This window comes from Paenibacillus sp. FSL R5-0517, assembly GCF_037974355.1.
Lineage (GTDB): Bacteria > Bacillota > Bacilli > Paenibacillales > Paenibacillaceae > Paenibacillus.
This window is the reverse complement of record NZ_CP150235.1, coordinates 6,306,711-6,333,189: the sequence shown is the minus strand read 5'-3', so window position 1 is coordinate 6,333,189 and position 26,479 is coordinate 6,306,711. Positions and strand designations below refer to the sequence as shown.

The window sequence follows — 26,479 nt, the reverse complement described above, 5'->3', positions numbered from 1 at the left end:
GTTTTTATGCTATAATTTACATATAAAATTATTCCGTATATAATAAGATTCTCCTGGCCAGGGAGAATCTTATTTTTGTTTGTACGGGAGGAATAAGTATGAAGCAAAATGAATCCAGTATCACATCATTGATTTCGACCTTTGGCCGAGCCTATCATTGCCAACATGATACACCTCTTATTTTCAATGATTTTATCGCTAGTGCCCTTATCACTCCTCAAGAGTTTTCAGATATCAGCAATAACATGGTTAAAGGCATTCATTTTTTCAACACGGATATGGCTCACCAGCTCAAAGACGACCCGGAAAAGGTTCTAAAATGGATAACCCAGATACAATTATCTCCAATAACTCTGGCTCGAGCCGCTTACTGTGAGCATGTACTTTTGCATGAAGTGACGTTGGGATTGAAGCAGGTAGTCATTCTTGGCGCCGGAATGGATACGTTTGCTTGGAGGCATCCGGAATTGGAGGACACGCTGGATATCATTGAGGTGGACTATCCGGCTACACAACAATTCAAGAAGGAGCGGCTGAAGCAGGCGAAGCTGACTGTTCCGAACAATCTTCACTTTGTACCCATGGATTTTACGCGAGAGCTTTCAAATGACAGCTTGACTCTTGAAGGTTTGGAGAAACGTAAGACGTTGGCCAGTCTCTTGGGGGTTTCGTATTATTTGCCCAAAAATGATCTATTTAACGTGATTCGTCATGTGTTTGCGAACCTGCCATCTGGAAGCTCTATAGTTCTGGATTATGCAGATGAACACCTTTTTGAGGAAAAAGGGAGATTTAATCGGGTTGAAAATATGGTTAAATTGGCTGCAAAGGGCGGTGAGCCTATGCAATCCGGCTACGCATATGTGGAGATGGAGGCCATGCTTGATGAAGCAGGGTTGCTTATTTATGAGCATCTCACTCCGGAGGCGATTCAGGAACAGTTTTTCCAAGATCGAATTGATCATCTAAGTGCATTTGAAACGATACATTTCATTCACGCAGTAAAAAAATAAATCGATCCCAAGTATGGTCACCAATATAGCCCGTATTTGCATAGTAGATGCTAACCTTCACCCTATAGCGGGGTGAGGGTTGTTTTGTCTTTAGAAAGACCAGCTTCAATAGCCGGCTAGTGAATGATTTTCACGATGAGATGAGACAGGACTGTTCAGAAATCAGACTTGTTATCGTTCAATTCCATGTCATTCCATGCGCTCCCCTCTATTTGTGCATAATGCTCATATAATAGAATGGATCTGGTTAAAGGCAGGAGGCTGCATACGATGTACAAGGTTTTGTTGGTCGATGATGAATTTATGATCTCGGACGGGATCGCTAGTGTTGTGAACTGGTCGCGATTAGGAACAGAGCTGATCGGCATTGCTCAAGATGGATTGGAAGCGCTTGCTATAATCGATCGGCAGCGCCCGGATATCATCATCTCGGACATTCGCATGCCGGGAATGGATGGGTTACAGCTGGTTGAAGCTGTGGCAGAGAAGTATCAGCATATTTCATTTATCATGCTCACGGGTTTTACGGAGTTTGAATATGCGAAGACCGCCATGCAGTATGGGGTGAAGCATTATTTGCTCAAGCCCTGTAGTGAAGAACATCTCGTCGAGGCTATCAGTGAATTGGTCAGTGAGAAGCGGGAGTTAACTGATCAGGAGCGTTTTGTACAATCGATCCAATATAATCTGGAGCGTGTACTGCCGCATGCCAAGGAATATTTTCTGAAAGAACTGGTGACCAACAGAACTTATGGGGTCAAGGAATGGAAGTATTTCGAGGAATTATTCGATGTACAGTTTCAGGATCAGCGTGTGCGGTTGCTGCTGGTAGAGATTGAGGGGGATCATGAGTACTTGCACTTGTTCGCGGTCAAGAACATTGCCGAGGATATTTTTCACAATCCGATCTTAAGTACCACGGTTGGAGGTCATGTGTTATTGATGATGGAGGACAAGTTGTCTGAAACACAGTTGTTCCGTAATATCGATGAGATTCGCACCACATTTACCCGATATTATCATGATGATCTTACGATTGCCCTGAGCGAACCAGGAGATCTTCCACAGGCGCGGCAATTGTACATGCAGACGCTGGTTTACCTCAATTACCGTTTCTACCTTGGTGAGGGCAGTCTTATTATGGAGCGGGATGTCTACTCCCCCGGGGAGCGTACTCTTCCCGAATTCGAATATGATCCAGAGCGGATGGCTACTGCGATGAAGGCTGGACACTGGCAGGAAGTCGGAACAGAGCTGAACCGGATGTTTCAGATGCTTGCCAGCTTGCGATACGATATTTCTCAAACGAAGTCCTATCTTATTCAAATATTTATGGAAATGATTCGACTCAGCGGCTCTGCCGAGATGAAAAGGTATATGGATCAGCTGCCGGGCATGATTGAATCCAGCACCCTGCACTCTTTTCAACAGTTTCTGCTTGCCGTTGCCAAGGAAATCACGCTGCGCCGCTACGAACAACACCGCTCCAGACAATCACAGATGGTGGGCAGTGTGAAGCAGATCGTGGAGAAGCGTTACAGGGACGAAACTCTGACGCTCCAATCCATCGCCGGAGAAATATACATGAATCCAGACTACATTGGCAAAATGTTCAAAAAAGAAACCGGTGAGAAATTTACGAACTATGTGTTAGGCTACCGCATTCGCAAAGCGTTGGAGCTTCTGGAGCAGGACGGGACCTGCACGGTATCCTCGCTTGCCGAACAGACGGGCTTTGGTGCCAACTGGCCTTATTTTAGCAAAATGTTCAAGAAATACACGGGATTCTCCCCTTCCGAGTATAAAAAAGTACCCTAGACAGCGCTGTTGTCGCTTCTACATAGCGTCCTGTATATCCGAACCCACATACGACTCACATCTGATTTATGATCACGCCCTGTGTGCCAGTCAACGGCAGCAGGGTCTTTTTTTGTCGGACGGAACTCGGTTTTGAACATGCATTTAACGGAAATGAGCATGGGAAGAAAAGCCGCTCGATTCTATCATTAGAAGTGTCAAGTGAATGAATGAACATCGAGAGTGGAGGTTGAGTGGATGGAGCTGAATCGAAGCCGGGGGATTGAACCTGGGCGTTTGAAGCCAGCTGGCAAATGGAGTTCGGTGAAAAAGGAGCTTGTACGCAACAGATACGTATATCTGATGCTCGTTCCTGTTGTAGCCTATTATCTGATTTTCAGCTATGGACCGATGTACGGGCTGCTGATGGCATTTCAGGAATCCTACAGCCCGATCAAAGGAATCTTGGCAGGCGAATGGGTCGGATTTGACAATTTCACGATGTTTTTCGAAAGTTATTATTTCTGGCGACTGATTAAGAACACGCTGATTTTGAGTTTTTACAGCATTGTGTTTGGTTTTCCAGCTCCGATTATCCTGGCCCTGTTACTGAACGAAGTTCGTAAAAAGTGGTTCAGAAGCACGGTGCAGACGATCAGTTACATGCCGCACTTCATCTCGGTTGTCGTTGTGGTTGGAATGTTGAAAACGTTCTCATCTCTGGATGGCGGACTGTTCAATGTCATTCGTGACTTTTTCGATCTGCAGCCAATCATGTTCTTGGCGGAGAAGGATATGTTCCGTCCGATGTACATTCTGTCCAACATATGGCAGGGGGCAGGATGGGCCTCAATTATCTTTTTGGCAGCACTTAGTGGCATTGATCCACAGTTGTATGAGGCTTCCAAAATTGACGGTGCAGGCCGCTGGAGACAGCTGTTACATATTACACTGCCGGGCATCATGCCAACGATTGTGATCATGTTAATTCTGCGCATGGGGGCGGTCATGAATGCTGATTTTCAGAAAATATTGCTGATGCAAACGGCACCGACCTATGAGACATCCGATGTCATCTCCACCTTTGTTTATCGATCCGGAATTTTGGAGGGGAACTATACGTATTCAACCGCCATCGGGCTATTCAACGGTGTCATTAATTTCGCGCTGCTCATCATCGCAAATGCGATCAGCAGAAAGCTTAACTCAACCAGTCTCTGGTAATTGGAAGGTGAAGCGATGAAACAGTCTATAGGGGAACGAGTTTTTGATGTATTCAATACACTGCTGCTCTTGGTCATCATGATTTTATGCTTTTACCCGATGCTGTACGTGTTCAATTCTTCCATCAGTGATCCGGATCAGATGCTGCGTTCCCGGTCATTGATGCTCATTCCTGAAGGTTTCCAGCTGGGAGCGTACAAGTCGGTATTTCAGGATACTCGCATCTATACGGGATATATGAACACCTTGTTCTATGTTGTGGTGGGTACAGCCATCAATCTGCTCATGACTTCGCTGGCAGCCTACGGGTTATCACGCAGTGATCTGATGGGCAGAAAAACGTTGATGAAATTAATTACGTTCACGATGTTTTTTGGCGGTGGTATGATCCCGACGTTTCTGCTAATTCAGAATCTGGGCATGGTGGATACCCGTTTCGCGCTTATTATTCCGGGTGCCATCAGTACGTTCTATTTCCTCATTATGAAAACAAACTTCGAAGGCATTCCGATCAGTCTGATCGAATCGGCGAAGCTTGATGGCGCCAATGACTTTCTGATTTTGTTCCGAATCGTACTGCCTTTGTCAAAACCAATCCTGGCGGTCATGATGCTGTATTATGCGGTTGACCATTGGAATGATTATGTCGGACCGATGCTCTACCTGCGCAGTCAGGAGTTATATCCGATCCAGATTATTATGCGGGATATTCTGATCAGCAGCAGTACAGAGGCCATGGGCGCTGGAGCTGATACGGGCTTCGCCATTGGGGAGAACATCAAATATGCGACCATTATTATCTCCACGCTGCCGATTATGCTGGTGTATCCGTTCATCCAACGTTATTTTGTTCAGGGCGCTCTAATCGGTGCTGTGAAACAATAAAAAATGTATCCTATGGAGGCGAATTGTGTGAAAAAAAGAATGGGGTCTATTCTGTTGTCATCGCTACTTACCATGTCTTTGCTGGCAGGCTGTACGGGGGATAATGAACCAGGTAACGCAGAGCCAGCAGAAGGAACAGAACCTGCGGTTCAGGCCTTGACGGAGATACCGCTACCGATTACAAATGAGCCATTTACCATTGACTACTGGCGCGCCAATGACGCCAAACTGACGGCTTCCTTGAACAACTTTGGCGATATGGCGGCTTACAAGGAGAAGGAGAAGTTGACGGGCATCCAGGTGAAGTTCACACATCCTCCGCTTGGACAACAGCGTGACCAATTCAATCTGTTGATCTCCACAAAGGAGCTGCCGGACGTCATTTATTATAACTGGGCAGATGCGGTTGGCGGACCGGAAAAAATGATCAAGGACGGACGAATCATCCGGTTAAATGAATTGATCGACAGTTATGCACCGAATTTGAAGCGGATCATAGAATCCGATCCGGATGTGAAGAAACAGATTGCACTCGACGATGGAACGATCTATATGTTCCCACTGCTGAAGCTGGATGCATTGAAGCTGAATGCCACTTCCGGTTTGATTATGCGCCAGGATTGGCTTGATAAACTGAATCTCAAGGTACCTACCAATATCGATGAGTGGTATACGGTACTCAAGGCATTCAAGGAACAGGACCCTAACGGCAATGGCAAGCCAGATGAGCTGCCATTCACCGGAAACTGGGGACCGGGCAACCTGACCAAGCTCCATGATTTTGCGGCGGCCTTTGGTGTCATCGGTGGCTTCCAGTTGAATGGAGACAAGGTGGAGTTCGGACCGATTCAGCCGGGTTATCGTGATTTCCTGGAGACCATGGCCAAGTGGTACAAGGAAGGGCTGATTGATCCCGAGATCATGACGAATGACGGCAAAGCGTTCGACTATAAAGTCACCAGCAATCTGGCAGGCGCATATCAGGGCGGTGTGTTCAGTGGTATGGGAAAATACTTCAATCTGATGAGAGATACCGATCCGAACTTTAACGTAACCGGTGTACCGTGGCCCGTATCTCCGGATGGAACTTCGTATGCTACCTTCAATCTGGAGAATAAGGTCCTAAGTTATGGTGAGGCTATTACGGCTTCTGCAGACGAAGACAAACTGAAATATATTGTGCAATGGATGGACTACAACTATAGCGAAGAGGGTAGCGATCTGTTCAACTTTGGTATCGAGAATGACAGTTATGTTCGGGACGGAGACGGTGTGAAATTCACCGATACCATCATTGATAATGCAAACGGTCTGACGTATGATCAGGCATTGGCTTCCTATGCCTTGTCCATTATGGACGGTCCAATCAATCAGGATAGCCGTTACCTGGATGCCTTATTATTTGACGATGGACAGCGTGCAGCGAATGCGGAATGGATGAAAGCAAGCTCGGCTTTAACACTCCCACCAATTCGCTTGTCTACAGAAGAGGTAACCACAAGTACGTCCATCATGAGCCAGGTGAATACGTATTTGAATGAGACGATGACAGCCATCATTAGCGGACAGAAGCCGATCACTGAATTTGACAAGATGACCGAAACCATCAAGAGCATGGACATTGAGCGGGCGATTGAGGTTCATCAGGCGGCCTATGACCGATATCAGTCCAAATAAACAGTGAGACATCGAGCGCTAAAACTTTGGGAAAACCTTCCTGTATGTGATATACCTAGTAGTATCACGTGGTTCAAAGGAGCGCTTTGGTCATGACAGCCTACCGTAAGCTCAGCATCAAAATGAAAATGTTTCTGATGATCATGGTCATGATGGCGTTTATCATCATCCTGGCATTTGGTTCCTTGTACTATACGTATTCGGTGTATGACAAACAGCTGTTTGATAAGTCGTCTCGTCTTCTGAACCTTTCCTCGTCTACAGTGGATGTTGAACTTCAGAAGTTGGAAGCGTTATCACTAAACATGATCTCTGATACACAGATTCAGAGGGCCTTGAAGTCTTTGCTGGATGATGATAGCGCATATTCAAGCTTTATTGAACGGAAGAAGATCACAGATCGGCTATGGGAGCATATTAGTGGGGCTGCACGATATGTGCAGTCCGTTCATCTGATTGATTCCAGAGGAAGAGTGAATAAATATGGCGAAACACTAACCGTATCCCCTGAAAAATATGATCGGATGATTGAGGCTGCGGAGCAGGCCAATGGTGCAGTACGCTGGCTGTACCCGGATGACGATGACCCGATGCTGGTTATGGTGCGTCAGGTGCGAGCCTACGAACCGATGACCCTGGAACCGGTAGGCATACTGTTTCTGCGTATTAATATTGAGCGACTCGTTGAGGAGTATGCGGGCATGGACAGCCGGGACAGTGACATTATTTTAAAAGCAGGCAGTGAGGTGGTCTATCCTTATCGCGAGCTTCCAGATGCGGTGTCCGCAGGACTGAATCCTCTTCCAGGCAGTGGAGGATATGAGGTCAAAAATCTGGATGGGAGGGAGATATTCCTTTCCCAGAAAAAATCCGCCTATACCGGCTGGGTTTATTATAATATGGCCTCTTATGATGAGATTTTTGAACGTATCATATGGTTGAAGAATAGTTTGATTGTCGTATATCTTATCGCCATTCTGGTTGTCCTCGCGCTTGGTATGGTGTTCGCACGCAGTCTGACAAGGCCGATCAGGCAGCTCATCAGTCAGATGAAGGAGGTTCAGTATGGGGATCTGGAGAATATGGATGCCAATCTGTCCATTCCAACACACCAGCACATGGATGAACTGGGGTTATTACAGCGCACGTATCGAATGATGATTACACATATCAATACATTGATCAAAGAAAATTATGCAAGCCAGCTGGTCATTAAAGAAACGGAGTTTAAGGCGCTTCAGGCGCAGATCAATCCACACTTCCTGTATAATGCACTGGATTCAATCCATTGGCTCGCCAAAAAGAACAGGCAGGAGCAAATCTCCAGTATGGTGCTGTCACTTGGGTATTTACTGCGCTCCTCCATCAGCTTCAGGCAAAATATCATCACCCTTGCCGAAGAGCTGGAGATCGTCAGCCATTATATCACCATTCAGACCTACCGTTTCCGGCAGCGGCTGGATTTTCGCTTGGATGTGCCCGCTCCTTATCTGGAATGTGCCATTCCCAAGTTAACCCTACAGCCATTACTGGAGAATGCCATTCAATACGGATTGGAACCACAGGTTGGATCATGTCTGATTCGAGTGTGTGCCGAGATTTCAGGTGGCAAGCTGGCCCTGATCGTGGAGGATCACGGTCCCGGTATGGAACCCGAATATGTGGAACAAGTGCTGCGTGGTGAAGTGAAGACCAGAGGAACAGGTATTGGTTTGCTGAATATCAGGGAGCGGGTACGTCTGGCTTTTGGCGAAGAATATGATGTTCTGCTGGAGAGCAGGCCGGGGCTTGGAACGAGAGTAACGGTGCTGCTGCCACCCCCATCACCAGGTAAGGAGGATAGGCCATGAGAAGATTATTGCGATCCATAGGCATGATCTGTCTTCTGCTGACTCTTCCTGGCTGCGTGAGCCAACTGGATCAAAGGCCAGGCATGATCGTTGACGAAGAGCCGATAACGCTGCGAATCGCTTGGTGGGGTGGGGAGTTTCGCAACAATGCAACAATCGCCGTTATCGATCTGTATGAAAAGTTGAACCCACATGTAAACATTGAATACGAATATAGCAGCTTCAACGAGTACTGGAGAAAACTTGCCCCACATGCAGCAGGAAATGCGTTGCCCGACATTATCCAGATGGACATCTCCTATCTGTCCCAGTACAGCTCGTTGCAACTGTTGGAGGATATGACGCCGTACATGCAGAACGGACTGATTGACACGACAGATATTGAGAAGGAACAGCTGGAGAGTGGTAGCCTGAATGGCAAAACCTATGGTCTCAGTTTGGGGGTTAACGCCATGCTTAGCATCTATGATCCGGAAGTGTTGAAGGCCAATGATATTGAATTGCCAACGGATACGTGGACATGGGCGGATTTTGACCGTATGGGCGAGCAATTGCTGGGGAAAGGCATTTATCTGGGAACTTATTTCACGCCGGAACAGTTTTTTGCGTATTACTTGAGACAGTATGGTTCCAAGCTATACGCCGAGGATGGCAAGAGTTTGGGTTATGAGGATGATGGATTGTTTATTGATTACTTTGGCAGGATGCAGCAGCTCGCGGAGAAGAAACTTATTTTTGCACCGGATATCTGGACATCCGACATTGGCCAACCCGACAACGACCCGTTTTATCTGGGAGAGGCTTTGTTTAGCTGGGGGTATTCCAACCAATTTATCAGCACCACTCAGCGTTATGGCAAACCCTTAACGATATCCCCGATGCCTGGGCCAAACAGCCAGGATGGGTTGTTTTTGAAGCCTGGCATGTTTTTCTCCATCGCGGGCAATTCCAGACATAAGGAGGAGGCGGCCAAGTTCATCAGCTTTTTTGTAAATGATTTGGATGCCAATCTGCTGCTGAAAGGAGAGCGGGGTGTGCCTGTCTCATCCCGTGTCAAAGAGCGGATGAAGCTGGTGGTTGAACCGGAGCTGGCGCAGGTGTTTGATTATATTGATTGGGTTGCCGATCACAGCAGTCAGATGGACCCGCCTGATCCTGTAGGTGCACCCGAGGTCACTGCGGTGCTGCGGGAGTTGTATGATCTGCTGTTGTTTGGCAAAATTACACCTGAGCAGGCGGCGAAAATTTTCCGTGAGCAGGCAAACGCAATTCTGGGTGGAAAGTGATAAAAATGGACTAGATCATATATGTATTTAATAGGCTTGGAGCTGTTGTCGTTCACAAGCTCAACCTTCATTCTACTCGGATGAGGGTTTTTGTTATGGTATGGTGTATATTTCCTCTAGTATAATAAAAATGGGTAGTGGTCCTATCTGTAGATTAGATAGATTCTATCCATATATTAATGGATGAGGAGTGTCAGGATATGTCCATACATCAGATAGGTCACAAGGTGTCTTTTGCAGATATACATACGAAATTGCCTCAGAAAAGTTGGATGTACACTCAGAATGAAGCGCACAACGGTGAATTTGAAGCCGAGGAAGTATGGTTACATTCTGGCGATCTTCATATCAGTGAACTGTTGTTGGATGAAGGACCTTTCTTGATCTTGGTTGACGGAAATCTGACAGTGGATCGTTATATTGGAAATACAAGTTCCGACGCGGCCAGTTCCAATCTGGTTGTACTTGGGAATCTCATAACGCCCTATATGATCGTGGGTGGGCAGGAAATATATATTACAGGTAATCTCTATGTGGAGGATATGTTCTGGGGGGATTATAATCATGGAGAATTGACAGTGAGAGGGAATGTAGAAGGTGGATTGCTGGTAAGTACCGAGCAATATAAGATTCAGGTTCAAGGACAGCGTAATGTGAAGCGTCAGCTAGAAGAATGGGAGGATCTCGGACCATGGCGGGGCTCTGACATGTTGACGTTATTGGTTCCTGAATGTGTGATTGATGAAGATACAGAGCCGTTTCCTTGGCGAGAAGAAATGTTAAGGAGGCTGCAGCAAGGACAACCTGTAATCAACCGAAAGTACATTCATGCTGAACAATCAGAGCCAGATGTGCCGGATTGGTTCGAAGATCATCGGGTTACCGCTGAGAACATAGAGCGTCTTACTCATCCATCTTTGTTGCCTGTAAGAGAGGAGGATGAGTTACTGAACAGCTATGAATTTTGGTTGGACGAGCAATTTTGCCGAGCATCCGTCTATGGAGATGAGCATACGGAGGGGTATTTCCGCAGTCTGTATTTTCAGGATGACCACAATTGTGCATTGTTGCTTAAGATGGAGCCATCAGATCAAGGTTCCAACTCTCCTGATAAACATATCGTACAGCAGGGTAAACCTGTCTGGATGATCTCAGGGGCATATCGTTATCTGCACAATGAGAATTCGGAATGGAATGTATTCTCGGAGAACTCACCTGCTGATATTCAGCAGTTAAACGAGCAAGGATGGAATACCTTGTTGCAGTCTGTATCGAATGTTCAGTATGCCCGTTCCTTAATTTCGCACCAACTGATCCATGATTTATTAGCACTGCCTGTCGTGGAGCCATATGACGATTATTATGATGATGATCGGCACGGACTGTGGATTGGAGAGTTATATTTTGCATTTCGACAAGCAGGTCAGATGTCTAATGGTGTTCCCCAGCCAGCCTTGCTACGTATTGGAAGAGAGTATGTGGATGCTCAAGGGGAGACGCAGGTGGAGAAATACTATTATACCCTGCACCAACATGCGGACGGCTCGGAAAGTGTGTTGATCGAATACTCGGCTCAGAATAACGAGGATGAGGAAGAAGAACCGTTGTTGCTTGAAATTCATTATATTGGCGGCTCTCAGTTACTGCATGCCGTTCAATTGCTGGAACGTGGACGCAAAGTGCTCATTCAAGCGAATGAGGATCTACTGAATGGGGAGCCACCGTACGCTGCTGAATCATTTGCGAAGCGATTCTGGAAATCCAAAGGATATCTGAAATGAATAAAACAACCTTCACCTCGTTTGCAGAGGGAAGGTTGTTTTACTCTTTATTTGGTTTTTTCGATGGTTGCTATTGTTAGGGCATGCTACTTAACCAAACTGGGCTTGATGCAGTCGGCTGTACGAGCCTTTACGTGCGAGCAGCTCTTCATGACTTCCTTGTTCAGCAACGCTGCCGTTCTCCACTACCACGATGCGATCCGCATGTCTAATAGTTGCTAGTCGATGAGCAATCACCAAAGTTGTACGTCCCTGAGCCAGCTCGGACAAGGCCAGTTGAATGGCAGCTTCCGTCTCGGTGTCGAGTGCGGAGGTGGCTTCATCCAGAATGAGGATAGGCGGGTTCTTCAGGATCATTCTTGCGATGGATAGACGTTGCTTCTGTCCGCCGGAGAGTTTTACGCCACGTTCACCAATCATGGTGTCTAGTCCGTCTGGCTGGGATTGTACCAGTTCTTCCAGTTGGGCCCGGCGAATGGCTTGCCAGATTTCGTCATCGGAAGCATTCAGCTTGCCGTATGCAATATTTTCACGAATCGTTCCGTCAAACAGGAAAATATCCTGCTGCACAATCCCGATATGGGAGCGCAGTGATTCCAGCGTCATGTCCTTCACGGGAATGCCATCAATGGAGATATGTCCCGCATCCACATCGTAGAAACGTGGGATCAGACTGCATAGCGTCGTTTTGCCTCCTCCTGAGGGTCCAACCAGAGCAACCGTCTGGCCTGCCTGAACATTAAGGTTGACCTCAGACAACGTGGGTTTATGTTCTCCATAAGAAAAGGTGACGTTATAGAAGGCAATATCGCCTTTCACATCCGAAATTGGTTTTGCCTGAGGTGTATCTTCTACATCCGGTACAGCTTCAAGCAGCTCCAGATAACGTCTGAAACCGGCGATGCCTTTGGGATACGTCTCAATGACGGAGTTAATCTTCTCGATTGGTCCAAGGAATACATTGGATAACATTACAAAAGCGATGAACTCCCCGTAAGTCATACTTCCTTGGATGACAAACCAGGTTCCACATACCAGTACAAACAGGGATACAAATTTCATCAGAATGAAGCTAAGTGAAGAGTTCCAGGCCATAATGCGGTAGGTGATTAGTTTTGTCAGTCGGAAACGTTCGTTGTTCTCAACGAAACGGCCTACTTCATGCTTTTCATTGGCAAAAGCCTGAACCACACGGATGCCGCTCACATTGTTCTCTACCCGTGCATTATAATCGGCGATATCTGCAAACATGCGCTTGAATGCTTTGGACATTTTGCGACTGAAATACAGTGACAGGTAGATCATCAGCGGCACAATGATAAACGTCATCACAGCGAGCTGCCAGTTGATCCCCAGCATAATACCGAAAGCCCCTGCGAGTGTCATGAAGGCAATGAATAAGTCCTCAGGTCCGTGATGCGCGATCTCACCAATATCCATCAGATCGTTGGTCATACGGGAGACCAGATGCCCGGTCTTATTGTTGTCGAAGAAGCGGAAGGACTGCTTCTGTACACGTGTGAACAGTTCTCTACGCATATCGGATTCGATGTTAATACCGAGCTTATGGCCCCAATAGGTGACGGCATAATGGAAAAAGGAACTGAGCAGGTAGATGCCGAGCAAAAAGGCACATGCCGCCAAGATCATGGACCAATTGCCAGCCGGAAGCAGTTGATCGACTACCCGGTTAACGGCAAGTGGAAAGGCCAGCTCGAGCAGCGCGGCGGCGATGGCACAGGAGAAGTCTAATATAAAGAGCCTTTTGTAAGGACGATAATAAGACATGAAACGGCGAAGCATATGTAAGTCCTCCTCATTCTCAATATGACACAAATGCCCGAGCAGGCTAAATCAGCCTGTCCGGACACCTGTATTCATGCTTATGTTATTTGCGATTTTGCTCCGCACGTTCTACGATCATATCGGCGAATTCTTCAGCCTGACCTTGAATTGCAATCGGGTCGAAGTACCAGTAACGGTCTTCCAGCAATTCGTACACCTGATTGTTTTTCACAGCCGGCAGGGATTGCCAGATGGAGTCGCCTTGGTAATTTTTATTGTTCTCTCCGACGGTCAAGAAGATATGATCCCCTGCATAATCACCAACAACTTCACGCGAAATCTCTTTCCATTGGGTGTCACCCATCAGTTCTTTTTTGGTGATTTCGAGTGGGGCAAGTTGCAAAGCACTATAGACCGCTTGTCCGCCTCGACCAAAATTATCTCCATATCCATAATAACTCTTGTCGGATACTTCAAGGATGGAGAAGGTTTCCTCCGGTTTGATGACAGTTTTCACCTTGGCACGAGCGGCTTCAATCCGTTCGTCGTACGTTTTCAGCCAAGCTTCGGCTGCTTCGGATTTGTTCATCAGCTCTCCGAATCCCCGAATTTCGTCATGTACATTGGTGAATGTACCATAAGGAATTACTACGGTAGGTGCGATCTTTTGATAACTCTCAATTTCACTTGCTTGGTCAGAGTAGGTAATGATCAGATCCGGGTTCATGGCAATGACCTTCTCCATCGATACCGCTGCCCGATCACCGATGCTTTCAATGCCCTCCACCTGATCTGCATAGAACGGGTTTTCCAAATAATATTGAACAGCACCAACAGGTTTCACACCCAGTGCAAGCAGATCACTTACGTACATATCGGTCACGATCCGTTTGGGTTCAGCCGGAATTTCAACATCCCCGCTTAATGACTTGTAGATTCGCGTAGCATTCGAATTGTCCGAACCGGACGACGTGTCTGTGTTCGTCTCCGAAGAGGCCGTTGTCGTTTCAGCTCCCGTTGCCGATGTCTGTTCGGTGGCAGTGGAGCCCGTTCCGCTGCTACAGGCAGCCAGAATCATAATGATGGCGAGCATAAGCAGCAAGCCGGAAAATCGTTTTTTTGCAGCAAACATATCCTTGTTCCCCCTATGTATAATCAATAATGATTATTATTCTCATTAATAACATAGAGGAAGACGTGAGTTTTGTACATGGACAACTATGATCACTATCGCATGGACAATTATGATGTTAGGTGATGCATGATATGCTGCAATTGCTTCATAACGGACAAAGGATCAAATCCGTAGAACGTGTCGGCATCGATCTCGTATACACGTCCTTCCCGAACGGCGGAGAGGGTACCCCAGAATTCCTGATTCAGCAGGTTATCCAGCTTTTCTCGCTCGGAGGGTTCCTCAGGGTAGGCAACAAACATGTGATCTGCTGCATACAAGTGAATCTCGGATAACGGAACATGAACGTACCCTGTCAGTAACTGCCCATCCTGCACCATCTGTGAGGGTGGGGTGAAACCAAGGGATTGATACAGCACATGGGAAGCTCTGCCCCAGCCATGACCATAGATATAAGCGCCGTCCTCTCCGATCATAAATATGCAAACGGCGGACCCGCGTGTTCCTTCCATCCATTGATCCAACGTATGATTGGCTTCTTGCTCAAGTTGATGATAACGATCTAATAACCCCCGTGCATTGGATTCAAGCCCGGTAACTCGTCCCAGATGAAGAAGCTGCTCCTGCCAATCGAGTTCCTCAAAGGGCATCAGAATGGTTGGGGCGATTACACGTAGTTCATCTGAACCGGGATGTGGTGCATATCCGATAATGACATCAGGATGAGCATTTGCAATCAGCTCTGGATGTTTAACCAGCTCATATTCGGAATGCTGCTCAAATGTTTCATGACCCTCATGACCAGGTTCACCACATTTATCTTCCATCCAGCTTGCTACCGCTCCCATGTGAGGAGTGTGGCCCAGTGCCAGAAGTGAGGCTGTATAGTTGTAAGTCAACGATACAATCTTCTTGGGCATTTTCCGATAGTGAGTTGGTGCTGAGCCAACCATCTGTTTGAATTTTCGGCTTAGATAGAACGTGTCCCTGTAGCCTGTCAATTGTGCAATTTCCTGTAGCGTAGGATTCGCGATCAACAGATGCTCTTGGGCCATCCTGATTCTGAGACGAGTCACATATTCAACAAAAGTAAGACCAGTATGTTTCTTGAACTCCCTCGAGAAATGCTCGGGACTCACATTGGCATCTCGTGCCAATTGTTCGCGGGTCAGCGAATGTGTATACATCTGATGGATATGTCTGAGCACGTTATCGAGCCAGGAGTGATCTTCAGGAGCAGAGTGGGTGACATGATCTTGCAAGATGTCCAGTAACTCATAGAACAACATATGTGGCCTGAAAGGACTGGAATCCTGACCTTTCGAACAGGCTTGGACCAGTTCTACTGCCTTGTCAGCGAGATTGCGGCTCACAATGGGGGCTGGTAACCCGAAAGGCCAGGACAGATGATCATTTTCAGTGGAATCAAATGCAATCGCAATGCCCTGTATGGGCGACAGAGAGCCGCGCTTGTTCTCGTGCTGAAGCAGGTTTCCGGCTTGCCGAACGACTGCGGATCCTGCATTTAATGTGAGTTTTCCCTCTGCACTAATTATCCTGGCCTGACCAGCGGTAACAACGTATAGTACATGAAGTGTGTTCCACATTTCATCTATGCGGGAGAATGCCTCGCGGTCGTGAAGCTGCACCAGATGACACAGCTTGAACAGGGCAACCGGTACAGACTGAATCTTCTGCAAGGAAATGGAGCGGGACAGCGATTTTTGATGATACGTGGGCTTGGAAATATTCATTAGATAACTGTCTCCTTACATATGTCAGCAGGGGCATAATTCGATTCATGCCCTTTGTATACTGGCGTAATTCTCGGATCTCGACTATTATGCAGTATATACTATAAATGAAGTGACGTGGATGGACAGATTGGACAATTCAACTTTTTCTGTGAAAAATGGACAAAGTGGTTGAAATCGCTATCAACACCGACTATAATGAAAATGTCGAAACGTTTCAATCTGGCGTTTACTGCCAGTTTCATTGCGTTAGGCATAAACTGTCCAGAGCGCGTCAGATTGAAAGACGTGTCATAACCATCACGAATGGTGTGGACAATGGTACGGACTGGAACGGGACACATTCAACCATGGTGCCGTAAGGATGGAGACAAGGATTTTTTTTGAGAACACCTCGAAACGTTTCGATTGACATCCATAGCTATGATATGTATAAAGATTAATAAACGATAATACAGGATGAAGTGGTTGTTCCAACCATGTATCGTATAAAATGTAGATAACCTTAGAATTTGTTCTAGTTTAGAAGGAGCGAACGTGGAATGGCAACGATTAAGGATGTGGCAAAGCTGGCAGGTGTAGCACTCTCGACTGCTTCCTATGCGCTGAGCGGGGATAGCAAGGTTAGTGCCAAGACCAAGGCTAAGGTGCTTGAGGCAGCACGAGAACTGAATTACCGCAAGAACGGCTTTGCCATGGACCTAAAGCGCAGCCGGACGAACACGATCGCTTTGATCCTGACCGATCTGTCAGGCCCGTATTACTCGGAGTTGATCCGTAGTGTACAGGATGTAGCCCTCACGAACGGGTATGACCTGATTGCGTGCAGCTCCATGGGTGGACGGGATTCAACGGCAGTGAGATTTTTGCGTGAAAAAAGAGTAGACGGAGCCATCATCCTGGCGCATAACATCCATGATGATATTCTGGTGGAATCTGCGGGACAGCGCTTTCCGATCATTGTGATGGATCGTCAACTGTCGAGTGACCATTTGGTCAACGTGCTAGTGGATGGAGAGCAAGGCGGTTATCTTGCCACGAACCATCTGATCCAGTCTGGACATCAGAAGATTGCTTATATCAGTGGCCCATCCAACTCGTATGACAATGCACTCCGTTACCAAGGGTATCTGCGAGCGATGAGGGAAGCGGGACTTGAAGAAAAGTCCAAATGGCGTCTGAACGGCAACTTTGTGCGTGAGGGTGGATACAGTGCTACCAAGATGATGATGATGCAGGGTGATCTTCCCTCAGCGGTATTTTACGGTAACGATGAGATGGCCATTGGCGGCCTGAAAGCATTGGAAGAGCGTGGCATATCAGTGCCGGATGACATCTCCGTAATCGGTTTTGATGATATTCAGTTGTCGGAATATGTTCGTCCACCGCTGACAACGATACGCCAGCCGAAGCATGAAGCCGGGTCGCTCGCCGGACATCTGTTATTCCAGATGCTCAATGGCGAAGCGGTTGACCCTTCATATACGTTAACGATTAATCTGATCGAGCGCAGCTCTGTACGTTCGGTTTAGGCCGAGTCTGACAACCAAGGAAATGCCTGCATGCTGAAGTGAAAGTTCAATGATGGGGTTATCGTCCGGACGGGCTGTAAAAGGCCGGTTTGAAGAGGCCCCTATTCTTTTTCAGATTAATCGAAACGTTTCGATTTTATACTAATTCAAGGAGTGAACCCTATGACAACGATGATTAATGAACCGATCCGGTTGAATGCCGGGGAGTTATCCTTTACCTTTTTGAACAGTGGCGACCTATACCAGGCGACATCTGGTACAACAATGTTGAACCAGTTGCTCAGCAACCAGATTGATGGATCTCTGAACAACCTGTACCTGCGTGTACACGAGGGAGAGAACATCAGCTCGTTCCCGTTGCTCGGTGTACGTTCGAATAGCAAAGTAATTACAAGCAAAGCACAGTCCAACAACCAGTTGATCTGGAAGGGCACAGTCCAGCCGAAAGGCAGTGAACAGGGTATCGGCTATCAGGTCGTATTTACGGCTACACCACAAGGTGTTTGGTTCTGGGATGTGAAGCTCACAGGACAACAACAGAACGTAGACGTGGTATATGGACAGGATGTGGGTCTTGCTGATCCAGGGGCGGTACGCAGCAATGAAGCTTATCTGTCACAATACATTGACCATACGGTGTTCCAAGATGAAGCGAAAGGGTATGTGGTATGTTCCCGTCAAAACCAGCCTCAGGGCGGTGCATTTCCGTATATGCAACAAGGTTCCCTGACGAAAGCAATCGGTTATTCCACAGATGGATTCCAATTCTTCGGTCTGTCGTACAAGGAAACGAATCAACCAGAGAGCTTGAATCGCCCAACACTTGCGAATGAGACGTATCAGTATGAATTTGCCTATACCGCATTGCAATCGGAACTGCTGAATCTAAACGGAGAGGCTCAGGTGGTCTTCTATGGACTGGCGAAGCCTAATCATGCCGAAGGAATCTCTGCACTGGAATTCGGGGATGAAGTTACAGCAGCTTGGAATGAAGTACAGGCTCTCACTGTGGAAAATGGCGACGTGTTGGAACAGGTGAAACTGTCCTCCTTCCTGGGTGAACCTCTGGTAACGCTTGATCTGACGCAAGATGAGATTCATGATCTGTTCCCTGATCGTCATCAGGAAGAGCACAACGGTGAGGAATTGTTATCCTTCTTCACAGGCAGCTATGAGCATATCGTACTGAAAGCAAAAGAATTACTTGTGGAGCGTCCGCACGGTCACATTCTGATGAGTGGTGGCAACGTGCAACTTGGGGCTCAGGTTATTACAACGACATCGTATATGTACGGTATTTTCAACTCACAGCTCGTTATTGGGAACACCAATTTTAATAAAATGATCAGTAATGCCCGCAATGCCTTGAACGTGCCGAAGACGGCAGGACAACGCATTTATGTGGAAATGGACGGACAATATCGCCTGCTGACAATGCCATCCCTGTTCGAGATTGGCTTCAACTATGCACGCTGGATCTACAAAACCGAATCCGACACGATCATCGTGACCAATTACACAGGTGCACATTCGACGGAAGTAAGCATGAACGTATGCTCCACAAGTGGTAAGGCATACCGTTACCTGGTAACGAACCAGATTACGATGAATGTGAATGAATACGAGTATCCGCTGCATATGACGCAGGATGGCGATACGTTGATCTTCAAAGCTGACCCACAAGCGATTAGTGCCGGAACGTATCCGGATCTGCAATACCGTATGTCGGTGGATGGCGCAGCTGTCAATGTAGGTGACGAGACGTTGCTGGCAAGTGGTATCCGCAGTGGTTCCGCATCGCTGGTTACACTTAGTCTGGAAGCGAGTACTGAATGGACGCTGAAGGTACAAGGGGTGTTGGAAGGTCAAGCGGATAGCGGCGCGGCAGCAAGCTCAAGTCTGACTTTTGAAGAGGAAGTGCAGGCATATCGCGAGTTCTTCGCAGGTGTGATGAACGGGTTCCGTTTGTCCCGTGGAGAAGGTCAGAGTGCAGAGGATCTGTTCAAAGTAAATGCGCTGGCTTGGTGGTACACCCACAACATGCTGGTTCACTACTCCGTGCCTCACGGTTTGGAGCAGTATGGCGGCGCGGCTTGGGGTACACGTGATGTATGCCAAGGTCCGGTGGAGTACTTTATGGCAACGCAAAAATATGAGCAAGTTCGCGATATCATTAAAATGGTCTATACTCACCAATACGAAGATGATGGCAACTGGCCGCAATGGTTCATGTTTGATAAATACTTTGCAATTCAACAGGAAGAAAGCCATGGCGATATCATCGTATGGCCGCTGAAAGTGCTGGCGGATTATCTGACAGCAACTCGCGATTATGCAATCCTGGATGAGAAAGTACCATATACCGTTAAACATAGCTTCGGCTTCACGGAAGAGACGGCAACGGTACTGGATCACGCGAAAAAAGAGATCGAATATATCCGTTCGCACTTCCTGCACGATACGTTCCTGTCTTCCTACGGAGATGGAGACTGGGATGATACGCTCCAACCAGCCAATGCACAGCTGAAGCAATACATGGTGAGCAGTTGGACTGTGGCATTGACGTATCAGTCCGTGAATGTGCTCTCGCAAGCGCTGAAATTCAAGGATGCAGACTTTGCGAAGGAGCTTGACGTACTCGCACAAGGCATTCGTGAGGACTTTAACCGTTACATGCTGGGCACAGATGTGATTCCGGGCTTTGTGTACATGGAAGAAGCCGACCAAGCGAAGCTGATGCTTCATCCAACGGACACAGAGACAGGCATTCAATATCGCCTGTTGCCAATGACGCGCAGCATGATCGGTGAATTGCTGAATGCGGAGCAAGCAGAATCGCATTACGCATTGATCCGTGGACAGTTCCTGTGCCCGGATGGCGTGCGTCTGATGAATCGTCCGGCTCAATATGCTGGCGGTGTAAGCACACACTTCAAACGTGCAGAGCAAGCATCCAACTTCGGACGTGAGATTGGTTTGCAATATGTACACGCCCATATCCGTTACGTGGAAGCGATGGCGAAGCTCGGCAAGACAGATCAGGTGTGGAATGGTCTTGCGATGATCAACCCGGTTGGCATCGGAGAGGTTGTGCCTAACGCGGAGATTCGTCAAGCGAACTCGTACTTCAGTAGTTCCGACGGCAAGTTCAATACGCGTTACGAGGCACAGGAGCATTTCGACCAGCTTCGTAAAGGGACTGTACAAGTGAAAGGCGGATGGAGAATCTACTCCAGCGGCCCTGGAATCTACATGAACCAGCTGATCTCCAATGCGCTTGGCATTCGTCAAGAGGGCGGCGATCTGGTCATTGACCCGGTATTGCCAGCTGAGCTGAACGGCATGCAATTCGAATTCGAGTATGCAGGTGAGCCAGTGACGTTTATCTATCACTTGAACGAAGGTGCTGTGAGTCGTGTAGCGGTGAATGGCAAGGACATTCGTACCGAGCGTACAGCGAACCGTTACCGTCAGGGCGGGGTTTGCATCTCGCTTGATGAGTTCAGACAGGCACGCAGTGCGACTGAGCGCACAATCGTTGATATTTATATGTAATTTCGTAGCATGATGTACACCAAGGTCATCCTCCTTTATTCAAGGGGGGATGGCCTTTTTGGCATATGCTCATAATGTATTGCTCACCGCAGCGGAACCGCCAGCAACGTATGTAACAGCTCATTATGCCGCACATGTTTTGTGACGTAGCCCTGTTGTTCCAGCCATCCGCATAGCTCATCCAGCAGAGGGAAGTGACGCTCGCGCAAGGCACGCAACTGTTCCTCGTTTCCTGACAACTCAGCTTCACGGACATACGCCTCGCGGTGAGCAGCATCGACAAACATCAGATCCGTTAGACCGATGCGTCCGCGCGAGGTTAGAACTCGCTGCATCTCCTGTAAGGCCAGTAGTTGCTGATCTGGACTCAGATGATGGAAGGCAAAGCTGGATACGACAAAGTCAAAAGATTGATCCACAAACGGCAAGGCCAGGAAATTACCAAGTTTCACATGCATCTCCGGATATTTGGTACGACATCTGCGAAGCATCTCCCGGGACTGGTCGATTGCAGTCATGTCAGCGCCGTTTTGTAGCAGTATCCCAGCCAAATTACCCGTACCTGTACCAATATCGAGTCCTTTCTCACCAAGGGCGGGAGAGATCCAATGAGCTGTCTGTTCTAGCGCTTCGTCATAGTTGTGATACAGATAAAAGGAAGACTGTACCTTGTCATTGGAATCGCTCGGCGTGGAATGATCTGCATGATGGTGTGGATGTGGAACTCCATGCTCATCGCTTATAGGCGAGGCGTTGTCCGAATGATGCTTGGCCTTTGAGCTTGTTGGTCCTTGTTCAGCAGTGACTCTGCTTTCTGCCTGCACTCGCTGATCATGGATGGCTGCCTGGGTGTCATAATTCCACCGATCATGCCAGTTCTGCCGTGCTTCGCGCAGACGTCGGGCACTGTCCGCTAGGTCGTGCAGATGGCTGACATCCAGCGGTCCTTCCTGACGATTCAGGTCAATCATACGCTGGGTGGTATCCATCATACGTTTGAGCTCAATCCACTGGGCATACATGACAGCCTGTTGCAGCTCCAAATATTCTTCCAGCCGCTGCTGGTTCCCTTGATCGATCTCTCCGAGCGCGTGTGTAATATCCTGTAACGACATGCCAATCTCACGCAGCGCAGCAATGGTCTGAAGCCGCCAGATATCATTCTCAGTGTATGTGCGATACCTGTTACTGGACTGTTTGGCGGGTCGAATTAATCCTTTTTCTTCATAAAAGCGAATAGCTCTCGCCGATATACCAAGCCTGCTTGCTGCTTCTTTGATGTTCATCATGCATCCCCTCCTTATCGAATCAGTATAAACCATGACGTTACGGCAAGGTTAAGTGTTTATTTCATTTTTTGAATGGTAAAGATCGAATTTCGTTCATCAAGGAGTGGAATTTTAGTCAAAGCTGAGGCTATGCTACAATATATAGAGCGAATATAGGTAGACAGTGAAGCCAACGAACAACGTATTCCTACGTTTCTTACCTTTATTAACTTCCCCCGACGTTGTAACGTACAGCGTTGTCGACTATAGCACGAAAGGTTGAATCATTATGCTTACCAGCCATACATTTACGATTCGTCCATCCGAGATTAAAGATGCAGCCCAGCTAATGGAATTGGACACCCTGGTATGGGACAAATACACCTCTCCTGCACCGATGCAATGGCGCTCCAGACAGCAATACCTGCAGTATTGTCCGCCAGGCAACCAATTGATTGCGGTGCAGGGAGAGCGGGTATGTGGTTATGTGGGCTTTCAGCCAGCGACAGGTATGCCCGTCAACCGTCACGTTTACGAGATTCATATTGCAGTTCATCCTCATGATCGGCGTTGTGGTATCGCTACTGCTTTGATGGATGCTATCAAGCAGCATGCGGCCCAACAAGGCGTTCGTAAGCTCAGGCTGCGCGTGCTCTCTAGCAATCCGGGAGCGATTACGTTTTATACCCAGTGTGGATTTGTGACGGAAGGCAGGTTGGTGTCCGAGTTTTATATCGGGGGCAAGGATGTGGACGACATTCTTATGGGTTATTTTATCCAAACCAAATAGAAACGTAGCTGAGGAGGAGGAACAACGATGGACATGGGACTTCAAGGTAAAAAAGCACTGGTGCTGGCTTCCAGCCGCGGGCTGGGCAAAGCGGTAGCCGCTCAATTGGCAGCAGAAGGTGCTGACGTCATGCTCGCCAGCCGGAGCGAAGAAAAGCTCGCAGCCGTGAAGCAGGAGCTTCTGGCGCTTGGTGGTGGTGGGCGTGTGGAATATCATGCAACCGATGTGACACGTAAGGAAGATATTGAGGCGCTGATTCACAAGACAGCAGAGCTGTTCGGGCAGATTGATATTCTGGTGAACAATTCGGGTGGGCCACCCTCAGGTTCATTTGAGTCACTGACGGATGAGGATTGGGAACGTGCATTTGAATTAAATGTGCTCAGTTATGTAAGGCTGATTCGCGGTGCTCTTCCTTATATGAAAGAACACGGAGGACACATTGTGAATATCGCTTCAACTTCCGTAAAGCAGCCCATTCCGGGTCTGGTGCTGTCCAACACGTTCCGTACCGGCGTTTTTGGATTGGCGAAGACGTTATCCCAAGAGCTGGCTCCATACGGAATTTTAATCAACACGGTGGCGCCAGGGCGTATTGCCACAGACCGCATTCGTGAGCTGGACGCTGCACGGGCAGAGCAGAACGGAGTCAGTGAGGATGAAGTATCGGAACAGTTCCGCAAGGAGATTCCACTCGGCCGTTATGGTCAACCAGAGGAGTTTGCCAAAGCGGTGGTGTTCCTGTTATCCGGGGCCAATACGTACATCACCGGAACCTCATTGATCGTGGATGGTGGTATGGTCCGAGCCCTCTAAGGGAGAAGTTTGATCGACAGATTTAAAGTGATATGGAAACGGATTGCGATATCAAAACAAAGCCCTTCCTTGATGTCCACTTGTTGTGGAGTAGGAGGGGCTTTATCTTGATTCATGCATTAAACCGTGTATAAACAAGCCTGTGCTTGCCTAGCGTTCTGGGCCTAATCCTTTGTTAAGATAAGTCTTTGCTGCTGTCGTTAGTTGACTTGTCGACTTTGCTGGAATCCGGAATCGGCACTGTCTTTGGTTTGCCGTCTGGTTTTGCTCCATGATCATGGATGTGACCTGCTGGACCTTCTGGCTGTTTACCATTGACGAGGTCAGTAACTCGTTGAGTAATGTCTGCCTCGCGCTCATCGAATTGGCTTTGTGTGATCTTGCCGTCGGTTAACTGTTGTTGCAGTTCTGCTTTCTGGGCAGTAACGAGTGTATCAATAACCGTCTGCACGTCCACGTTCTTGGTGACGGCAATCTCGGCAATAGTGCTGCCTGCTTCACGGGCTTCCTTCAGTTCTTCCGTTGTAACCCCGAGGATGGAGGTCAGTTCCTTGGTATAACGTTCTGCTCCTGGTCCACCAAATCCACCCCGACCACGCCCACCTGCTCCAACGTCCTTCTTATTACCCTTTACCAGGTCAGTCACACGTTGTGTAATTGTAGCTGCACGCTCATCGTATTGGGTTTGTGTGATTTTGCCATCGGTCAACTGCTGCTGGAGTTCTGTTTTCTCCGCTGCGACCAGTTGATCAATGACGGTCTGTACATCTACATTTTGGGTTGCTGCAATCTGGGCAATGGTGCTGCCTGACCTGCGCGCTTCTTTCAGCTCATCGGCAGACACGCCAAGCACGGAGGTAAGTTCGTCCGAATAGCGCTCCAGCCCGGGCCCCAAACCTCTAACCCCGTCTTCTGGTTTTATTTTATGTGAATTTATTGTAGGAGCGTTGTCCGTCTGGCCTGAAGGGTTTGCTGCCGGATCTGCATTAGCTACTGAATGTGCAAACATGCCTCCACCGAGTGCAATCGTCATAGCCATTGCGCTGGTAACCACTACTGTTCTTGATGTTTTGGCTCTCTTCATCCTGGATCATCCTTCTTTCTTCTGTAGGTTGGTATGGGTGTATGGGTGTTCACCCACAACGTTATATTAGAGAGCAAGAATGAAGGGAGGCTGAGAGGAACCTTAATTGTCAGTAAAAAATGGATCAATAACCAAGAATGCCCCTCACCCGTGTTTAAAATGTACACAGGAAAGGGGCATACGGTTGGTCTTAGTTAGATTTTAACTCAATTATGTAAACAAATTAGCGTAAAAGTTCCCATTCATGCTGAAGCATGCCGTATACCGCATGGTTCACGTAACCTTTAGGCAGCTTCTCTGCCTGACGAATGACACCTTCGAGAACGAATCCGAGTCTTTCCGGGATGGCGCGGCTGCGTTTGTTGTTCGTTGCCGAGCGAATCTCGACGCGATTCAGATCCAGTGTGACCAGTGCGTAATCAACCAGAACGCGACAAGCGCTTGTCATCAAGCCCTGACCCTCAAAACCTTTCCCAAGCCAATATCCGATGCTCACCGAGCGGTTGGTCCAGTTAATCTCGTGGAATCCGATGATGCCGGCAAGATCACCTTTTAACCACACACCGGCGGTGAAGCCGCCATTTTCAGCACCTTGTTTTAATGCATTAGTAATGAAGTTCGAGGTGTGTTCCACTTCTGTCACATGATCAACCCACGGTAACCAATGTCTCAGTTGATCCCGTGAACGATCCGTGAGTTCGAACAGCGGTTTGGTGTGTTCCATGGCCAGCGGCCGGAGTTCGGTATATTCATCCAATGAATAGGTAAACATGAATGCAACCTTCTTTCTTTATATAGTGTTGTTCAAAAAAATCCACTTTTGATTACGAATTATGCCTAGCGGCATTATCAGCATCGAATATGAAATTCAGCCGAAATGTCCGTTGCTCACGTAGCTCTATCTACGCTCCGCTACTCCATTTCTAGCTTCATTCCATCTTCTCGGTACTGAAAACCAGATTTTTTTTGAACACGTGTTTGTAGTGAATTAACGGGAAGTCTTGGGTAACTTTTGTTCCAGTGCAAACAGGTCTTCTTCCATCGATGCCATGCGTTGATTGACCGTTGTGCGCGCGTCACGGAGTGCCTGATTATATATGTAGGGAGCCAGCTGTGTCATGAACAGGTCGAGGACACCCCAAGCGGCCAGATCACCCAGTTCTTCGCCACGTTCCTCTTCGAAATACGACTGGATGGTACGAATGGCTTCATCCTGCTGTTCTTTGGTCAGTTTAAGCGAATTTGAT

Annotated in this window: 19 protein-coding genes; 12 read left to right on the top strand and 7 right to left on the bottom strand. The window is 47.7% G+C overall.

Going from position 1 to position 26,479, the window contains the following annotated elements:
* Positions 1-98: 98 nt before the first annotated feature.
* The 8 genes from MKX40_RS28310 to MKX40_RS28275 all read left to right on the top strand — a co-directional run bounded on the left by MKX40_RS28310 (position 99) and on the right by MKX40_RS28275 (position 11,513).
* Positions 99-1,013, top strand: a complete 915-nt coding sequence (locus tag MKX40_RS28310) for a class I SAM-dependent methyltransferase (protein ID WP_339238329.1) — start codon at positions 99-101, stop codon at positions 1,011-1,013.
* A 270-nt stretch (positions 1,014-1,283) separates the two neighbouring features.
* Positions 1,284-2,831, top strand: a complete 1,548-nt coding sequence (locus MKX40_RS28305; protein WP_339238327.1) for a response regulator — start codon at positions 1,284-1,286, stop codon at positions 2,829-2,831.
* A 237-nt stretch (positions 2,832-3,068) separates the two neighbouring features.
* Positions 3,069-4,034 (top strand): ABC transporter permease subunit, encoded by a 966-nt coding sequence (locus MKX40_RS28300; RefSeq protein WP_339238325.1) that lies wholly within the window; start codon positions 3,069-3,071, stop codon positions 4,032-4,034.
* 15 nt (positions 4,035-4,049) lie between these two features.
* Positions 4,050-4,919 (top strand): carbohydrate ABC transporter permease, encoded by an 870-nt coding sequence (locus tag MKX40_RS28295; protein WP_105600198.1) that lies wholly within the window; start codon positions 4,050-4,052, stop codon positions 4,917-4,919.
* Positions 4,920-4,946: 27 nt separating this feature from the next.
* Positions 4,947-6,596, top strand: a complete 1,650-nt coding sequence (locus MKX40_RS28290) for an ABC transporter substrate-binding protein (RefSeq protein WP_339238324.1) — start codon at positions 4,947-4,949, stop codon at positions 6,594-6,596.
* A 92-nt stretch (positions 6,597-6,688) separates the two neighbouring features.
* Complete coding sequence (locus MKX40_RS28285) at positions 6,689-8,446, top strand: sensor histidine kinase (RefSeq protein WP_339238322.1); 1,758 nt, start codon at positions 6,689-6,691, stop codon at positions 8,444-8,446.
* Positions 8,443-9,732 carry an ABC transporter substrate-binding protein gene (locus tag MKX40_RS28280; RefSeq protein ID WP_339238320.1) on the top strand — a complete coding sequence of 430 codons (1,290 nt, stop codon included), beginning with the start codon at positions 8,443-8,445 and terminating at the stop codon, positions 9,730-9,732. Before MKX40_RS28285 ends, MKX40_RS28280 begins: the two co-directional genes overlap by 4 nt.
* Positions 9,733-9,932: 200 nt before the next feature.
* Entirely contained in the window at positions 9,933-11,513 is a 1,581-nt protein-coding gene (locus MKX40_RS28275; RefSeq protein ID WP_339238318.1) for a hypothetical protein, read from the top strand.
* Between the two features lie 90 nt (positions 11,514-11,603).
* Here MKX40_RS28275 and MKX40_RS28270 read toward each other — a convergent pair whose 3' ends face one another.
* The 3 genes from MKX40_RS28270 to MKX40_RS28260 all read right to left on the bottom strand — a co-directional run bounded on the left by MKX40_RS28270 (position 11,604) and on the right by MKX40_RS28260 (position 16,187).
* Positions 11,604-13,316: an ABC transporter ATP-binding protein gene (locus MKX40_RS28270; protein ID WP_339238316.1), complete on the bottom strand. Its 1,713-nt coding sequence runs from the start codon at positions 13,314-13,316 to the stop codon at positions 11,604-11,606.
* Between the two features lie 85 nt (positions 13,317-13,401).
* Positions 13,402-14,430, bottom strand: coding sequence for an ABC transporter substrate-binding protein (locus MKX40_RS28265; protein WP_339238314.1), 1,029 nt, complete (start codon positions 14,428-14,430; stop codon positions 13,402-13,404).
* 110 nt (positions 14,431-14,540) lie between these two features.
* The gene (locus MKX40_RS28260) at positions 14,541-16,187 is read right to left on the bottom strand and encodes an ABC transporter substrate-binding protein (protein WP_339238312.1); all 1,647 of its coding nucleotides are present in this window, start codon (positions 16,185-16,187) and stop codon (positions 14,541-14,543) included.
* Between the two features lie 542 nt (positions 16,188-16,729).
* Here MKX40_RS28260 and MKX40_RS28255 point away from each other — a divergent pair.
* Both MKX40_RS28255 and MKX40_RS28250 read left to right on the top strand, forming a co-directional pair.
* Positions 16,730-17,719: a LacI family DNA-binding transcriptional regulator gene (locus MKX40_RS28255; protein ID WP_339238310.1), complete on the top strand. Its 990-nt coding sequence runs from the start codon at positions 16,730-16,732 to the stop codon at positions 17,717-17,719.
* Between the two features lie 162 nt (positions 17,720-17,881).
* On the top strand, positions 17,882-21,274 hold the full coding sequence (locus MKX40_RS28250; protein WP_339238308.1) for a cellobiose phosphorylase: 3,393 nt from the start codon (positions 17,882-17,884) through the stop codon (positions 21,272-21,274).
* Between the two features lie 83 nt (positions 21,275-21,357).
* Here the strand turns inward: MKX40_RS28250 and MKX40_RS28245 are convergent, their stop codons facing one another.
* Positions 21,358-22,563 (bottom strand): methyltransferase domain-containing protein, encoded by a 1,206-nt coding sequence (locus MKX40_RS28245; protein ID WP_339238306.1) that lies wholly within the window; start codon positions 22,561-22,563, stop codon positions 21,358-21,360.
* 268 nt (positions 22,564-22,831) lie between these two features.
* Here MKX40_RS28245 and MKX40_RS28240 point away from each other — a divergent pair, with 268 nt between their 5' ends.
* The gene (locus MKX40_RS28240) at positions 22,832-23,332 is read left to right on the top strand and encodes a GNAT family N-acetyltransferase (RefSeq protein ID WP_339238304.1); all 501 of its coding nucleotides are present in this window, start codon (positions 22,832-22,834) and stop codon (positions 23,330-23,332) included.
* Between the two features lie 27 nt (positions 23,333-23,359).
* Positions 23,360-24,148, top strand: a complete 789-nt coding sequence (locus MKX40_RS28235) for an SDR family oxidoreductase (protein WP_339238302.1) — start codon at positions 23,360-23,362, stop codon at positions 24,146-24,148.
* Between the two features lie 175 nt (positions 24,149-24,323).
* On the opposite strand, the gene MKX40_RS28230 is transcribed toward MKX40_RS28235, so the two are convergent.
* The 3 genes from MKX40_RS28230 to MKX40_RS28220 form a co-directional block, all read right to left on the bottom strand.
* Positions 24,324-25,232 (bottom strand): hypothetical protein, encoded by a 909-nt coding sequence (locus MKX40_RS28230; RefSeq protein WP_339238300.1) that lies wholly within the window; start codon positions 25,230-25,232, stop codon positions 24,324-24,326.
* Positions 25,233-25,455: 223 nt separating this feature from the next.
* Positions 25,456-26,004, bottom strand: coding sequence for a GNAT family protein (locus MKX40_RS28225; RefSeq protein ID WP_253441402.1), 549 nt, complete (start codon positions 26,002-26,004; stop codon positions 25,456-25,458).
* A 216-nt stretch (positions 26,005-26,220) separates the two neighbouring features.
* Positions 26,221-26,463, bottom strand: coding sequence for a DUF2164 domain-containing protein (locus tag MKX40_RS28220; RefSeq protein ID WP_244988428.1), 243 nt, complete (start codon positions 26,461-26,463; stop codon positions 26,221-26,223).
* Between the last annotated feature and the right edge of the window lie 16 nt (positions 26,464-26,479).

What these genes read in the sequence shown, in the direction of transcription:
- MKX40_RS28310 (WP_339238329.1), top strand. Translation starts at nt 99, where the DNA reads ATGAAGCAAAATGAATCCAGTATCACATCATTGATTTCGACCTTTGGC.
- MKX40_RS28305 (WP_339238327.1), top strand. Translation starts at nt 1,284, where the DNA reads ATGTACAAGGTTTTGTTGGTCGATGATGAATTTATGATCTCGGACGGG.
- MKX40_RS28300 (WP_339238325.1), top strand. Translation starts at nt 3,069, where the DNA reads ATGGAGCTGAATCGAAGCCGGGGGATTGAACCTGGGCGTTTGAAGCCA.
- MKX40_RS28295 (WP_105600198.1), top strand. Translation starts at nt 4,050, where the DNA reads ATGAAACAGTCTATAGGGGAACGAGTTTTTGATGTATTCAATACACTG.
- MKX40_RS28285 (WP_339238322.1), top strand. Translation starts at nt 6,689, where the DNA reads ATGACAGCCTACCGTAAGCTCAGCATCAAAATGAAAATGTTTCTGATG.
- MKX40_RS28280 (WP_339238320.1), top strand. Translation starts at nt 8,443, where the DNA reads ATGAGAAGATTATTGCGATCCATAGGCATGATCTGTCTTCTGCTGACT.
- MKX40_RS28275 (WP_339238318.1), top strand. Translation starts at nt 9,933, where the DNA reads ATGTCCATACATCAGATAGGTCACAAGGTGTCTTTTGCAGATATACAT.
- MKX40_RS28270 (WP_339238316.1), bottom strand. Translation starts at nt 13,316, where the DNA reads ATGCTTCGCCGTTTCATGTCTTATTATCGTCCTTACAAAAGGCTCTTT.
- MKX40_RS28265 (WP_339238314.1), bottom strand. Translation starts at nt 14,430, where the DNA reads ATGTTTGCTGCAAAAAAACGATTTTCCGGCTTGCTGCTTATGCTCGCC.
- MKX40_RS28260 (WP_339238312.1), bottom strand. Translation starts at nt 16,187, where the DNA reads ATGAATATTTCCAAGCCCACGTATCATCAAAAATCGCTGTCCCGCTCC.
- MKX40_RS28255 (WP_339238310.1), top strand. Translation starts at nt 16,730, where the DNA reads ATGGCAACGATTAAGGATGTGGCAAAGCTGGCAGGTGTAGCACTCTCG.
- MKX40_RS28250 (WP_339238308.1), top strand. Translation starts at nt 17,882, where the DNA reads ATGACAACGATGATTAATGAACCGATCCGGTTGAATGCCGGGGAGTTA.
- MKX40_RS28245 (WP_339238306.1), bottom strand. Translation starts at nt 22,563, where the DNA reads ATGATGAACATCAAAGAAGCAGCAAGCAGGCTTGGTATATCGGCGAGA.
- MKX40_RS28240 (WP_339238304.1), top strand. Translation starts at nt 22,832, where the DNA reads ATGCTTACCAGCCATACATTTACGATTCGTCCATCCGAGATTAAAGAT.
- MKX40_RS28235 (WP_339238302.1), top strand. Translation starts at nt 23,360, where the DNA reads ATGGACATGGGACTTCAAGGTAAAAAAGCACTGGTGCTGGCTTCCAGC.
- MKX40_RS28230 (WP_339238300.1), bottom strand. Translation starts at nt 25,232, where the DNA reads ATGAAGAGAGCCAAAACATCAAGAACAGTAGTGGTTACCAGCGCAATG.
- MKX40_RS28225 (WP_253441402.1), bottom strand. Translation starts at nt 26,004, where the DNA reads ATGTTTACCTATTCATTGGATGAATATACCGAACTCCGGCCGCTGGCC.